This is a genomic window from Kribbella pratensis (genome assembly GCF_004365355.1).
Classification (GTDB): Bacteria; Actinomycetota; Actinomycetes; order Propionibacteriales; family Kribbellaceae; genus Kribbella.
Genome location: NZ_SODP01000003.1, coordinates 914,150 through 927,200, shown reverse-complemented (window position 1 = coordinate 927,200; position 13,051 = coordinate 914,150). Strand labels below are relative to the sequence as shown.

At 68.2% G+C, this 13,051-nt stretch carries 14 protein-coding genes; 4 read left to right on the top strand and 10 right to left on the bottom strand.

The window, feature by feature from the left end; all coding sequences use genetic code 11:
• Nucleotides 1–69: 69 nt before the first annotated feature.
• The gene (locus EV653_RS32390; RefSeq protein ID WP_134108536.1) at nt 70–591 is read right to left on the bottom strand and encodes a CGNR zinc finger domain-containing protein; all 522 of its coding nucleotides are present in this window, start codon (nt 589–591) and stop codon (nt 70–72) included.
• 70 nt (nt 592–661) lie between these two features.
• On the opposite strand from EV653_RS32390, the gene EV653_RS32385 reads away from it, so the two are divergent.
• Nucleotides 662–1,810: an MFS transporter gene (locus EV653_RS32385; RefSeq protein ID WP_134108534.1), complete on the top strand. Its 1,149-nt coding sequence runs from the start codon at nt 662–664 to the stop codon at nt 1,808–1,810.
• A gap of 126 nt (nt 1,811–1,936) precedes the next feature.
• Here the strand turns inward: EV653_RS32385 and EV653_RS32380 are convergent, their stop codons facing one another.
• Nucleotides 1,937–2,797, bottom strand: coding sequence for an SIS domain-containing protein (locus EV653_RS32380; RefSeq protein ID WP_238160576.1), 861 nt, complete (start codon nt 2,795–2,797; stop codon nt 1,937–1,939).
• A 119-nt stretch (nt 2,798–2,916) separates the two neighbouring features.
• Here EV653_RS32380 and EV653_RS32375 point away from each other — a divergent pair, with 119 nt between their 5' ends.
• From EV653_RS32375 to EV653_RS32365, 3 genes are all read left to right on the top strand, one after another.
• Nucleotides 2,917–3,699 (top strand): DeoR/GlpR family DNA-binding transcription regulator, encoded by a 783-nt coding sequence (locus EV653_RS32375; protein WP_134108530.1) that lies wholly within the window; start codon nt 2,917–2,919, stop codon nt 3,697–3,699.
• A gap of 141 nt (nt 3,700–3,840) precedes the next feature.
• Nucleotides 3,841–4,530 (top strand): O-methyltransferase, encoded by a 690-nt coding sequence (locus EV653_RS32370; RefSeq protein ID WP_134108528.1) that lies wholly within the window; start codon nt 3,841–3,843, stop codon nt 4,528–4,530.
• Nucleotides 4,531–4,628: 98 nt separating this feature from the next.
• Nucleotides 4,629–5,015 carry a hypothetical protein gene (locus EV653_RS32365; protein ID WP_134108526.1) on the top strand — a complete coding sequence of 129 codons (387 nt, stop codon included), beginning with the start codon at nt 4,629–4,631 and terminating at the stop codon, nt 5,013–5,015.
• On the opposite strand, the gene EV653_RS32360 is transcribed toward EV653_RS32365, so the two are convergent.
• From EV653_RS32360 to glgC, 8 genes are all read right to left on the bottom strand, one after another.
• The gene (locus EV653_RS32360) at nt 5,012–5,734 is read right to left on the bottom strand and encodes an alpha/beta hydrolase family protein (protein ID WP_134108524.1); all 723 of its coding nucleotides are present in this window, start codon (nt 5,732–5,734) and stop codon (nt 5,012–5,014) included. The two genes, EV653_RS32365 and EV653_RS32360, sit on opposite strands and share 4 nt — an antisense overlap.
• Complete coding sequence (locus EV653_RS32355) at nt 5,731–6,726, bottom strand: amidohydrolase family protein (protein ID WP_134108522.1); 996 nt, start codon at nt 6,724–6,726, stop codon at nt 5,731–5,733. Before EV653_RS32355 ends, EV653_RS32360 begins: the two co-directional genes overlap by 4 nt.
• Complete coding sequence (locus tag EV653_RS32350; RefSeq protein ID WP_134108520.1) at nt 6,723–7,238, bottom strand: 3-hydroxyanthranilate 3,4-dioxygenase; 516 nt, start codon at nt 7,236–7,238, stop codon at nt 6,723–6,725. Before EV653_RS32350 ends, EV653_RS32355 begins: the two co-directional genes overlap by 4 nt.
• Before the next feature lie 3 nt (nt 7,239–7,241).
• Nucleotides 7,242–7,667 carry a RidA family protein gene (locus EV653_RS32345; protein ID WP_134108518.1) on the bottom strand — a complete coding sequence of 142 codons (426 nt, stop codon included), beginning with the start codon at nt 7,665–7,667 and terminating at the stop codon, nt 7,242–7,244.
• On the bottom strand, nt 7,664–9,166 hold the full coding sequence (locus EV653_RS32340; RefSeq protein WP_134108516.1) for a 2-hydroxymuconic semialdehyde dehydrogenase: 1,503 nt from the start codon (nt 9,164–9,166) through the stop codon (nt 7,664–7,666). Before EV653_RS32340 ends, EV653_RS32345 begins: the two co-directional genes overlap by 4 nt.
• A 67-nt stretch (nt 9,167–9,233) precedes the next feature.
• Nucleotides 9,234–10,535, bottom strand: coding sequence for an FAD-dependent oxidoreductase (locus EV653_RS32335; RefSeq protein ID WP_134108514.1), 1,302 nt, complete (start codon nt 10,533–10,535; stop codon nt 9,234–9,236).
• Nucleotides 10,532–11,773, bottom strand: coding sequence for a kynureninase (gene kynU / locus EV653_RS32330; protein ID WP_134108512.1), 1,242 nt, complete (start codon nt 11,771–11,773; stop codon nt 10,532–10,534). The genes EV653_RS32335 and kynU overlap by 4 nt, the downstream gene beginning before the upstream one ends.
• On the bottom strand, nt 11,770–13,041 hold the full coding sequence (gene glgC, locus EV653_RS32325; RefSeq protein ID WP_134108510.1) for a glucose-1-phosphate adenylyltransferase: 1,272 nt from the start codon (nt 13,039–13,041) through the stop codon (nt 11,770–11,772). The genes kynU and glgC overlap by 4 nt, the downstream gene beginning before the upstream one ends.
• Between the last annotated feature and the right edge of the window lie 10 nt (nt 13,042–13,051).

The window sequence follows — 13,051 nt, the reverse complement described above, 5'->3', positions numbered from 1 at the left end:
GAGTAGCGCAAGCGCTTTCGCAAATACTAGACCTCAGCGAAACTGGTTTCGCATCTGCTGGTTCAGGGGTCAGCCTCGCCGGGCGCGGTACGCTGCCACGCGTGTCCGGCTCGAGCATTTCGGCGTACAGAATCTGCGCGGGCGGCGCTCGGCCGGGTTCGCGAAGACCCGCTCGCAGTCGACCGCGGCACACACACCGAGCGCCTCGAACCCATGGCCTGCCACGAACGTCGCCACCCCCAGCGCGGTCGTCGCCGCGAGCCACTCGGCCCACGACGCGTCCGGCTCCGCGACGTGCAGATGCCACGGCGATCCGTCGTGATCCGAGAGATACGGACGGACGGCGTACTCCGCGAGCAACCCGTTGATCGCCTCGGCCCCGCCGTCGTGGAAGACCGGCCGCACTTGCTCCCGTACTGCGCGGACAGCGATCAGGTCCTCTTCGGTCACCTCGATCGGCTCGGACTCGCCGTGCTCGAGCAGGAACGAACGCAGCGCGGCCGGCGAGGTCAGCTGTTCGGGATCGCGGGTCCGCGTGTTCACCAGGTCGACGGCGAGCCGGATCAGCCGATCCGGGGACTGAATTTCCACTGGACTCCTCCCGTAACGCGTTTGTTAGTGTAACGCGTAACAGACAGGTCTACGTTACAGGAGGCTCGGCGTGCCCAGCTACTATCTCGCGGCGACGCTGGCCCGGTTCGCCGACGAGATGGTCGCGTTCACGCTCGTGCTGCTCGTGCTGGATCGCACCGACAGCCCGACGCTCGCCGGCATCACCGGCGCCGCCTACGCGCTGCCGGCCATCGTCACCGGCCCGTTGCTCGGAGCGTGGCTCGACCGGACGGCGTACCGGCGCAGCGCGCTCGCGGTCAATCAGGCCACGCTGGGCGCGGTCATGGTCGGACTGCTGATGGTTGTCGGGCACGGCCCGGGCTGGCTGCCGCCGGCACTCGCGGCGGTGGCCGGTGCGACGTTGCCGATGGTGAGCGGCGGATTCACGAGCATGCTGCCGAGCCTGTTCCGGCCGGAGCGGCTGGCGCGGGCGAACGCATTCGAGTCAGTCAGCTTCAGCAGCGCGACCATCGCCGGACCGTCGACCGCGGCAACTGTCGCGGCAGTCGTCTCGGTCGATGCGGCTGCGGTCGTGATCGTGGTCGCGGCCGTCCTCAGCATCCTCGCGATCAGCCGGCTGCCCGCACTCCCGCCGGTCGGCGCGGACGGCGAGCCGTTCTTCGGCTCGGTCGTCGGCGGCCTCGTGCACCTCGCCCGGACGCCGCGGCTGCGAGCATCGACTGTCACGACGACACTGCTGATGGGTTTCACCGGCATCTTGCTGATCGCATTGCCGCTGCACATGACGTCACTCGGCATGCCGAAGTCCGCGGCGGGCTATTTGTGGACCGCCGTCGAGATCGGCAGCGTCACCACGGCGCTACTCCTGAGCCGACTGCAGTCGCGCCGGCGTCCGGAGTACGTCGTGATGGTGTCGGTGGCCGCCTACGGTCTCCTGCTGACCACCTGGCCGCTGGCCACGACGTTCGCCGTACTCCTCCTGCTGGCAGTCGTAGCAGGCCTGGCCGAAGGACCTGCGCTACCAGCCATGTTCGCGGCTCGCCAGCAGTACAGCCCGCCCGCACTCCAGGGCCGCGTGAGCACCTCGGCCGCCAGCCTCCGAGTCGGCGCCTCCGCCGTCGGCCAGGCCGCCGCAGGCGTCCTCGTACCGCACGCCGGCACCGCCGCCGCACTGACAACCGCCGGCCTGGGCCTCCTCGCCGCCTCCACCCTCGGCTACCTCACCAACCCCACCTAGCCCCGACCCGGCACCCCGGCGAAGCACGACACCAGAGGATATCCGCTCGTGTTGCGCCTTCTCCCGTCTTGTGAGGGTGGAGAAGGAGCAACTCCAGGGGATATCCCCTCGTGTGGTTGGTGTGGGTCAGCCGAGGATGACTGAGCGGGTCAGGCTCCGTGGCTGGTCCGGGTTCAGTCCGAGAGCGAGCGACTTGGCCACTGCGACGCGCTGTGCGACGACGAGCGATGCCAGCGGGTCCAGGTCGTGGTGTACGACGGTGGCGCCGGTCGCGGCGACGTCGTCGAGCAGGCCCGCCGGCGGCTCGCCGAAGATCCACACGCCACGCCCGGGCTGCGCGATCGCGATCGGACCGTGCCGGTAGTCCATCGCCGGGTACGCCTCGGTCCACGCCGACGCGGCCTCACGCTGCTTCAGCGCGGCCTCGTGGGCCAGGCCGACCGTCCAGCGCGTGCCGAGGTAGGTGACCTGCTCGAGCTTGGCGAGGTCGTCGACGTCGATGGTCAGTGCGGTCTGAGCGTCCGCAGCGGCCTTGGTCAGGTCCTGCCCCAGCGACGCGCGCAGCAGCGCCAGCGTGGTGGTGGCGAACCGGGTCTGCACAACGGACTGTTCATCCGCGAAGTCCAGCATGATCGTGTGATCGGCCAGCTCGACGATCGGCGAGCCCGGCGTGGCCGTGATCGCGATCGTCGGCAGGTCGGTCGCACGGATCAGCTCGAGTACTTCGGTCGTCGTACCGGACCGGCTGATCACCACGATGGCGTCGTACGCGCGATCGGCCGGGAACTCCGAGCCGGCGAACGCGTCGGTCTCGCCCTGGCCCAGGTCCTCGCGCAGCGCGGCGTACGCCATCGCCATGAACCAGGACGTCCCGCAGCCGACCGCCGCGACCCGCTGGCCGGCCTTCGGAAGTGCACCGCCGTACTGCGCGAAACCGCCCGCGACCTGTCGCCAGAGGTCCGGCTGAGTGGCGATCTCAGTGCTCACAAATGGCGTTTGCGTCATGTCGTCTCCGCACTTGTCATGGTCGAAACTGCTCGAACGTGATCGAATGGTGCCAACCAGCCGCCACCCGGCTGACCGATTGTGTGAAGGAGGAGCCCCGGGTGAAGCGTTATGAACGCCTCAACACCTTGCTCGAGTCGCTCGCCGAGAAGGGCGCCATCGACGTCGACGAGCTCGCCGAGCAGTTGCACGTCTCGGCAGCCACGATCAGGCGCGACCTGGACCATCTCGGCAAGCAGCAGCTCCTCACCCGGACCCGCGGCGGCGCGGTAGCCAACGCGGTGTCGTACGACCTGCCGTTGCGCTACAAGACTGCGCGTTTCGCGTCCGAGAAGCAGCGGATCGCGCAAGCGGCGGCCACGTTGGTGCGCCGCGGCATGGTGATCGGGATGAACGGCGGTACGACGATCTCCGAGGTGGCGCGCACCTTGGCGACCCGCCCGGAGCTGTCCGCGGAGCACGGCGAGCCCGCGTTCACGCTCGTCACCAACGCGCTGAACATCGCCAACGAGCTGATCGTCCGGCCGCACGTGAAGATGGTGCTGACCGGCGGCGTGGCCCGGCCGCAGTCCTACGAGATGATCGGCCCGCTGTCGCACCGGATCCTGTCCGACCTGTCGCTGGACATCGCCTTCATCGGCGTCGACGGGATCGACGAGACCGGCGCCACCGCCCATCACGAGGGCGAGGCGAACATCAACCAGCTGATCGTCAGCCGCGCCGCGAAGGTGGTCGTGGTGGCCGACTCGTCCAAGCTCGGGCAGCGCGCCTTCGCCCGGATCTGCGAGCTGAGCGAGATCGACACGCTCGTCACCGACGCCCAGGCCGACGAGAGCCAGCTGACCGTCTTCAAGGAAGCCGGTATCGACGTCATCCGCGCCTGACCGCACTCCTCACCACCTCCCCTCACATCCTCCAGATGACGATCATATCTGATTGGGGGGCCGTTGTTATGAGCAAGAGTGCGCAGCCTCCGCGCGTGCAGCACGGAAAGCGGACCTCCAACCGCTAGGCTCTGGTTCAGCATGGGTACCGCAGCCGCAGAACACTCCGCCGACCACTGGGAGGACGCCATCGCCACCGGCATCGACCCGACGTCCTGGGCGTACGCCGAGGACTACACCGGCGAGGACGAAGTCGTCACCGGTGCGCGGGCGAGCGCCGCGGACAGCGGTGTCGCCCCGATCGGCCCTGGCGCCGCGGCCGCCCTGAGCATGCTCGCCGCCGGTGCGGGCGCGAAGGCGGTCGTGGAGATCGGCACCGGGACCGGCGTCTCCGGCCTCGCCCTGCTGCGCGGGATGCGCGCCGACGGGACACTGACCACGGTCGACATCGACGCGGAGAACCAGCGCCTGGCCCGCAAGACCTTCCTGGACGCCGGCGTCGCCTCCAACCGCTTCCGGCTGATCGCGGGCGCCGGGCTCGACGTCGTCACCCGCCTCACCGACGGCCACTACGACCTGGTCTTCTGCGACGCGGACCGCCGCGAGAACACGGCGTACCTGCACGAAGCCCTCCGCCTGCTCCGCCCCGGCGGCGTCGTCGCCTTCGCCGGCGTCCTCACCGGCGGCCGGGTAGCCGACCCCGCCCACCGCGACCCCGACACCATGGCCCTCCGGGACCTCATCCGAGCCGTCCGCGACGACGACAACCTGGTCTCAGCCCTCCTCCCCACCTCCGAAGGCCTCCTCACCGCCGCCAAACGCATCAACTGACGGTGACAGTCAGTGGTATCGCGCCACTGAAGGTAGCGAAGCACACAGGAAACGCCCTAAGAAAAGCAACAAACCTACTAAGATGATCTCCAATTAGTATGTTTGTTGGCTTCTTTCGCGGATGCGGTGCGCTCATCGCCGACGAGTACTACGCGGCGCTTCTCCGCTCCACCGACGACTGGCACGACGATCAGGCAGACCCCTGGCCCTGGCTGTCGTACTTCGTGAACGTGCTCGCGTCGGCGTACCAGGTCTTCGCGCGCAGAGCCGCGGCAGATCGCAGCGGAGGGACGAAACAGGACCGGGTCAGGACTCACGTGCTGAAGCATGCTGCGCCGGTGTTCCGGCTGGCTGACGTCCGGACAGCCCTGCCGGGGATCAGCGACCAGACCATCCGGCTCGTCCTCGAGGAGCTGAAGAACGAGCAGAAGGTCAGTCCCCAGGGAACCGGCCGTGGCGCTGTCTGGCGGCGCATCCCGGACTAGCCGGTTAGGCGGGTTAGTTCGGTGGTTAGTTCGTGCCAGGCGGTGGAGAGGGGGTCTATCAGCTCGTAGTGGGCGCAGTGGGGGACGCGGACCAGGCGGGCGGTGGGGTGGGCGGCGAAGTAGGACTCGGTGATGCTGAGGGGGACTCTCGTGTCGTCCATGCCGTGGATGAGGGTTACCGAGGCGATCGGGGCGGGCAGGTGGACCGGGTCGAGGTCGTTGCGGACGCCGCTGCCTATGAAGGCTTGTACGGCGCCTTCGTCGAGTTCCAGGCGGTCTGCCATCAACAGGTCGGCTACGGGGGCCAGGGCGATCAGGCCGCGGAGGCGGACGGGGTTGGTGGTGGCGGCCAGCCAGAGTGCCAGCTGGCCGCCGGCGGAGTGGCCTACGAGGATGTAGCCGGCGTGTACGTCGACCAGGTCGGGTAGGGCGTCCAGCGCCGTACGGATGTCTGACGTCGTCGCATCGGGATCCCCCGGCACGCGGCGGTACTCCAGGGAGACGACCGGCCAGCCGAGGTCGGAGAGGGCCTCGCCGAGGGGACGGGCGTGTTTGCGGTCGTAGTCGGGCCGCCAGAAACCGCCGTGGATGAAGACGATCAGCGGGCGGTACTCCTTCGCGTGCCAGTAGTCGATCACCTGGTCCGCGTGGTCGCCGTACCGCAGCTGCTCGTCCGGCTCGCGCGCTTCGCGCGTCAGGACGGATCGGTCCTCGGTCATTCAGACCTCCCGAGATAGCGCAGGGCATTCGCCGTCAGCAGCTTGTGCTGCTGCTCCGCGGTCAGGAAGCCGGCCTTCCGTACCACCTCCCCGACCGGCCGCTCACCCAATGGATAGGGATAGTCACTGCCGACCAGAACGCGGTCTTCCCCCAAGGTATCGACAAGTAGCCGCAAAGGCGCTGATTCGAACACCACCGTGTCGACCAGGATCCGGTCCAGGTACGCCGACGGTGGGTGCTGCGAGCAACCACGGACGATGTCGCCGCGCCGGTGCCAGGCGTTCTCCAGGCGTCCCAGCCAGAACGCGAAACTGCCACCCCCGTGGGCGAAACAGATCTTCAGCGACGGCGGCAACCGGTCGAACGCCCCGCCCAGGATCATCGCCAGCAACGACAGATGCGTCTCGGCGGGCATCCCGGTCAGCCAGCGCGCCATCCAGCGATCCAGCCGCGGGCCGCCCGGCATGTCCCATGGATGGACGAGCACCGGCGTACCGGTCTCGGCGCAATGGTTGAGGAAGGCAACAATCCCGGCGTCGTCGAGATCCTTGTCGCCGACATGGTTCCCGATCTCGACCCCGGCGTGGCCGGCCGCGCGGGCGCGATCCAGCTCGGCGCAGGCCAGGTCCGGATCCTGCAACGGCACCTGGCAGAACGGCACGAACCGCTCGTCGCCCGCCAGTGTCTCCAGCGTGAGGTCGTTGAAGATCTCGGCGAGCTTCACCGCCTGCGCCGCCGGACGCTCGTACCCGAAGAACACCGGCGTCGGCGAAACCACCTGCAGATCGATGCCGTCGGCATCCATATCGGCACGCCGTACGCCGCGATCCCAGGCCTGCGGGCCGATCGGGCGGAACTCGGTCTCGCCGATCATGATCATCGCGGCCCGTTCGGAGTCGATCCGCAGCCACGGCCAGCCGTCGCCGCCGCACGCCACCGCGAGATCCGGCCAGCCGTGCGGGACCAGGTGGGTGTGGACGTCGACCGTCATTTACCCGGGTGCAGCGTGCCGCAGTTGGGGCAGGTCCGCGCGTCCTCGCTCTCGTAGAACGCCTTGAACACCGGAGGCAGGTCGGCGACGATGTCGGTCACCTGCAGCTCGACCTCGTGCACGATCCCGTTGCAGTTCGCGCAGTACCAGCGGAACTTCTCCAGCGTGCCGGGCTCGCGGACCCGCTCGATCACCAGGCCGATCGAGTCCGCGTCGCGCTGCGGCGAGTGCGGCATGCTGCGCGGTAGCACCCACATCTCCCCCTCGTTGATGTCCACCCGGCCGGGGCCGTCGTCGGTCATCACGTCGACGTGCATCGTGCCCTTGATCTGGTAGAAGAACTCCTCGTACGGGTCGACGTGGAAGTCGGTGCGCTGGTTCGGGCCGCCGACGACCATCGTGATGAAGTCGTCCCCGGTCGGGAACATCTGCTTGTTGCCGACCGGCGGCTTCAGCAGGTGCTTGTTCTCCTCGATCCACTGCGGAAAGTTCGTCGACTCCAGATTCGCCATGTCTCAGTCCTCCTGCGGGCTGTGTCCTTGTGGGATGGCCGCAACAGCGGATATCTCGATCAGCAGCTGGGGATGCGGCAGCTGATGTACTGCGACAGTCGTCCGAGCCGGTCCCGACTCGTCGAAAAACTCACCATAGACCTCGTTGTACCCGCCGAAGTCGTTCATCGACACCAGGTACGTCGTCACGCTGACCAGGTCCTCGAGCCCGGCTCCGACCGCGCCGAGAACGTCCCGGATGTTCTCCAGCACCGCCCGCGTCTGCACCCGGATGTCCAGCGCCACGGTCCCCAGCGGGTCCACCGACGCGCCGGCGATCGAGTTGTCCGGCCGCCGACTCGACGTACCCGACACGAACGCGAAGCCCTGAGACACCTTGACGTGCGGAAACCGCCCCCGCGGCACCGCCTTCCCCGGCACAACGGTCATGACAGCTCCACGCAGACATTCGTCGTCTCGGTGTAGAAGTCCACCGAATGCCGTCCGCCCTCTCGCCCGACGCCTGACAACTTCACGCCGCCGAAGGGCGTGCGAAGGTCGCGGAGGAACCAGGTGTTGACCCAGCACAACCCGACGTCGAGCGCTGCGCCGGCCCGGTGCGCGCGGCCGACGTCGCGGGTCCAGACTGTCGCTGCGAGGCCGTAGTCGCTGTCGTTGGCCAACGCGACGGCCTCTTCTTCGGTGTCGAACGGCGCGACGTGACAGATCGGGCCGAAGATCTCCTCGCGATTGGTACGAGCGTCGGCCCCCAGGCCGGTGACGACCGTTGGCTGGACGTAGCAACCACCGTCGCGCGCATCGCCGAATGTCGGTACGCCGCCGCCGGTCACGACGTCGGCGCCTTCGAGCCGGGCGAGGTCGTAGTACGAGAGGACCTTGTCGCGGTGCTGTTTGGAGATCAGTGGCATGTTCATAGTGGCCTCGTCGGCGGGCCAGCCGTAGGTCAGCTCGGCGGCGCGCGCCGCCAACCGTTCGGTGAACTCGTCGAACACCGATCGCTGGACGTACAGGCGTTCGGTGCACAAACACACCTGCCCGCCGTTGGTGAAGACCGAGCGGACCGAGCCCTCGACAGCGGCGTCAAGGTCGGCGTCGGCGAAGATCAGGCCGGCGTTCTTCCCACCGAGCTCGAACGACACCGCCTTCACGCGATCAGCGGCCACCTTGGCGATCGACGTACCGGTGGCGGACTCGCCCGTGAACGTGATCGCGTCCACCCCGGGGTGCCGGGTCAGGTACTCCCCCGCCGACGACGGCCCGAAGCCGTGGACCAGATTGAAGACCCCGGCAGGTACCCCGGCGTCGGCCATCACCTCGGCCAGTACGGTCGCCGACGACGGCGTCTCCTCGGACGGCTTCACCACCACCGCGTTGCCACAGGCAAGCGCCGGTGCGACCTTCCACGTCAGCAGGAGCAACGGAAGATTCCACGGTACGACGATTGCCACCACACCGACCGGTTTGCGTACGGCATAGTTCAACGCCCGTCGCCCGTCCGGCAGCATCGTCGTGTACGACTCGGTCGGGATCGTCGTCGCGAAGTCCGCGAACGCCCGGAAGTTGGCCGCCCCGCGTGGAATGTCGAGCGTCCGCGCCTGGCTGATCGACTTCCCGGTGTCGCCCACCTCCGCCGCGACCAGGTCCTCGAACCGCCGCTCCAGCTCGTCCGCGACCCGACGCAGTACGGCGGCCCGTTCCTGCTCGCTCATCCGCCCCCACGGCCCGTGCAGGGCCGCCCGCGCTGCCTCCACCGCGGCGTCCACGGTGGACTCGTCGGCCTCACACACGTCGAAGATCTGCTCGCCCGTCACCGGCGAAACCTTCGCGAACCGCGAAGCGCTCTCGACGAACTCACCGTCGACGAAGTGCCGGAGCAACCCGACGGACGAGGGCTGTCCGGTCAGCAACTCGGGCGACCACAGGCTCATGCGCGGGCACCTCCCAGGGCTTCCATACCAAACCGTATGGAATGGTCGCCGTGCGGGCACGGCGTGCTCATCGGCGTTTCCTCGTGCGGGCAAGAGTCGTGAGGATGCCGAGCCCGGCCAGGACTCCGGCACCCAGGAACTGATGCTGGCGTCGGACCCGTTGCTGGACCTCGGCGTACGGCGTGGTCGAGAACGAGACCAGCTCGTAGCGGGAGACATACGTCCCGGGCAGGAGTCGCTCCAACCCGTGCTCCACGCGCTTCTGCAGGCGGAAGACCGGGGACGCGACCTTGTCACGCATTTCGACGAAGTTGGCGAGGGCCATCTCGGCGATCGCTTCGGTGTTCTCGCGCCGGCGGGCTTCGAAGAGGGGAAGCGCCCGCGCCCACGAGCCGCCGGTGTCGTCGAGGCAGCGGTCGAGTTCGACCACGTCCTCGAAGGCACAGTTGGCGCCCTGGCCGTAGAACGGCACGATCGCGTGCGCGGCATCGCCGACCAACGCAGTACGGCCGTGTGCCTGCCACGGCAGCGTGTGCACGGTCCCGAGCACACCGACCGGATTGTTCAGGTAGTCGTCCACCAAGTTCGGTGCCAGCGGCAACAGATCGGGGTAGTTGATCCTGAAGTGGTCCTCGATCCCGGACGGCGACGTGAGCGCGTCGAACGATCCGGCCGGCCAGAACAGCGTGCAGGTGAACGACTTGTCCGGGTTCGGCAGCGCGATCATCATCGACGTACCACGCGGCCAGATGTGCAACGCGCCCGGATCGAGCGCGAACTCCCCGGAAGCGGCCGGAATCGACAGCTCCTTGTATCCGTAGTCAAGGAAGTCGACGTTCTCCGCGACGATGCCCTCGGCAAGCAACTGCTCGCGCACCGCGGACCCGGCACCATCGGCCCCGAGGACGACATCGGCGGTCACCGACACCTTCCCGGCCGGCGTCGCGAACACCATCCGGCCGGCAGCAGAATCCAGCTCCACCAGCCGGTGCTCGAACTCGACCGAGACACCCTCGGCCGCCGACGCCGCCGTCAGCAGAGCGTTGTTCAACGCACCGCGGCTGATCGAATTGATCGCGCGATCTCCCGACGCCGAGTACGCCTGGAAGTCCAGCGGCCCGGTCACCGGATGAATCATCCGGCCCTTCATCGGCAGCGCATCCGCCATCACCTCGTCGACCAGCCCGATCCGCCGCAACGCGTCCAGGCCGCGTTCGGAGATCGCCAGGTTGATCGACCGCCCACGCTCGACCTGCGCAACCCGCGGGTCCGGCCGCCGCTCGTACAGCGTCACCGTCAACCCTCGCCGCGCGAGGAAGCACGCCAGCAACGAACCCGTCAGACCGGCGCCGACGATCGCGACTCTCATGCCATCACCTCGGCCAGCGCCGCGGCGGCCCGCCAGCAGTCGTGGTACGTCGAATACAGCGGCACCGGCGCCAATCGCAGTACGTCGGGCTCCCGCGCGTCCGCGATCACGCCGTACTCGAACCGCAGGCGCCGCGACAGCTCACCGGCCCGCATCCCCGTGACCCGCAACGACAACTGGGCGCCCCGCCGGGCGGGATCCGCCGGCGTGATCACCTGCAACGGCACGTCGGCCAGAAGGTTCTCCAAGTACGCCGTCAATCGCAGACTCCGCTCCCGCAGTACGTCGATACCGATCTTGTCGAAGAGCTCCAGCGACGTCCGGACCGGACCCATCGAGAAGATCGGTGGGTTCGACACCTGCCACGCGTCAGCGCTGGCGGGCGGCCGCGACTCGGGCGTCATCTCGAACCGCGTCGCCGCCTCCGTGCTCCACCAGCCTTCGAACCGCGGCAGGTCCGTGCCGAGGTGTCGTTCATGCACGAATGCACCGGCCAGGGCGCCGGGCCCGGAGTTGAGGTACTTGTAGGAGCACCACGCCGCGAAGTCCACGTCCCAGTCGTGCAAGGCCAACGGCACGTTCCCGGCAGCGTGCGCGAGGTCCCACCCGACGACCGCGCCGGCCGCATGACCGGCCTTGGTGATCATGGGGATGTCCATCAGCTCGCCGGTCAGGTAGTTCACGCCGCCGAGCAATACGAGCGCCACGTCGCCACCGAGCTGCTCGACGACATCCGCCGTACGCAGACTGTCCTCGCCCGGTCGTGGACGGAGCCTGATCACCGCGTCCTCGGCGTCGTACCCGTGGAACGCGACCTGCGACCGTACGGCGTAGCTGTCGGAGGGGAACGCGGCGTCCTCGATGACGATCCGGTGCCGGGAAGTCGTCGGCCGGTAGAACGACACCATCAACAGGTGCAGATTGACGGTCAGCGAGTTCATCACCACGGTCTCGCTCGGCAATGCCCCGACGAGCCGGGACGCGGGACCGGTCAGCAGCTCGTGGTACGGCAACCAGGGTCTGGCGGCGTCCAGGTGGCCCTCGACCCCGAGCGCGGCCCACGCGTCGAGGTCCTCGAGCAGCTCGGCGCGCGTCGCCTTGGGTCGCAGGCCGAGTGAGTTGCCGGCGAAGTACGCCACCTCGGCGTAGTCCCCGCCCTGGGCGGGCGGCACGTCGAACAGATCCCGGTGCCCGGCGTCGGTGGCATCGAGAGCCAGAGCGTCAGCCTCGGTCGTCACCCCTCGGCAACCTCGTCAGCTTCGCCGGTGCCGGCTGCCTTGGGCGCCTCGATCACCTGGCCCTTGCCGAGCACCGTCACGCCGCCCTTGGACACGACGAATCCGCGCTCCCGGTCGTAGTCCGGGTCGACGCCGATCTCGACGCCGTCCGGCACCACGATGTTCTTGTCCAGGATGACGTTCTTGAGGACGACGTCCTTGCCGATCTTGCAGTTGTCCATGATCACGCAGCGCTGGATGTCCGCACCCGCGCTGACGATCACGTTCGAACCGATCACCGAGTGGTCCACGTGCGCGCCGGTGACGATCGAGCCCTGGCAGACGATCGACTCGCCGACGGTCGCGTCGTCGGTGAACTTCGCGCCGGGCAGCTGCGGGTGCGAGGTGAAGATCGGCCAGTCGGAGTTGTACAGGTTGAACACCGGCTGGATCGAGACCAGGTCCATGTGCGCCTCGTGGTACGAGTCCAGGGACCCGACGTCACGCCAGTACGACCGGTCCCGGTCCAGAGCGCCCGGTACGTCGTTCTCCTGGAAGTCGTACACCCCGGCCTTGCCCTCGGCAACGAGCATTGGGACGATGTCGCCGCCCATGTCGTGCCGCGAGGCCGGGTTGGCGGCGTCCTTGCGCAGCGCCTCGACCAGGACCTCGCGGGTGAAGACGTAGTTGCCCATCGAGGCGAATGTCTCGTCCGGCGAGTCCGGCAGCCCCGGCGGATCGGCCGGCTTCTCCAGGAACTCGTCGATCACGTGCCCGTCCGCACCGGTCTTGATCACGCCGAACTCGCTCGCCTCGACCCGCGGCACCCGGATGCCGGCCACGGTCACGCCGTTCCCGCGCTCGATATGCGCGGCGACCATCTGCGACGCGTCCATCCGGTACACGTGGTCGGCGCCGAAGACGACGATGTACTCGGGATCGGCGTCCCTGATCAGGTTCATCGACTGGTAGATCGCGTCCGCGCTGCCCTGGTACCACTGCGGGCCGAGCCGCTGCTGCGCCGGGACGCAGGTCACGTAGTTGCCCAGCAGGGTGGACATCCGCCAGGTCAGCGTGACGTGCCGGTCGAGCGAATGCGATTTGTACTGCGTGAGCACACAGAGATTTCGATAGCCGGCGTTGACCAAATTCGACAGGACGAAGTCGATCAGCCGATAACTCCCGCCGAACGGCACGGCCGGTTTGGCCCGGTCCGCCGTCAGCGGCATCAGCCGCTTCCCCTCACCACCGGCCAGCACGATTCCGAGAACTCTGGGCGCCTTTGCCATGTCCGCACCT

Excerpts from the sequence above, each read along its gene's own strand:
- EV653_RS32370 (WP_134108528.1), top strand. The coding sequence starts at position 3,841 with ATGGGTACCGCAGCCGCAGAACACTCCGCCGACCACTGGGAGGACGCC.
- EV653_RS32365 (WP_134108526.1), top strand. The coding sequence starts at position 4,629 with ATGTTTGTTGGCTTCTTTCGCGGATGCGGTGCGCTCATCGCCGACGAG.
- EV653_RS32360 (WP_134108524.1), bottom strand. The coding sequence starts at position 5,734 with ATGACCGAGGACCGATCCGTCCTGACGCGCGAAGCGCGCGAGCCGGAC.
- EV653_RS32355 (WP_134108522.1), bottom strand. The coding sequence starts at position 6,726 with ATGACGGTCGACGTCCACACCCACCTGGTCCCGCACGGCTGGCCGGAT.
- EV653_RS32350 (WP_134108520.1), bottom strand. The coding sequence starts at position 7,238 with ATGGCGAATCTGGAGTCGACGAACTTTCCGCAGTGGATCGAGGAGAAC.
- EV653_RS32345 (WP_134108518.1), bottom strand. The coding sequence starts at position 7,667 with ATGACCGTTGTGCCGGGGAAGGCGGTGCCGCGGGGGCGGTTTCCGCAC.
- EV653_RS32340 (WP_134108516.1), bottom strand. The coding sequence starts at position 9,166 with ATGAGCCTGTGGTCGCCCGAGTTGCTGACCGGACAGCCCTCGTCCGTC.
- EV653_RS32335 (WP_134108514.1), bottom strand. The coding sequence starts at position 10,535 with ATGAGAGTCGCGATCGTCGGCGCCGGTCTGACGGGTTCGTTGCTGGCG.
- glgC (WP_134108510.1), bottom strand. The coding sequence starts at position 13,041 with ATGGCAAAGGCGCCCAGAGTTCTCGGAATCGTGCTGGCCGGTGGTGAG.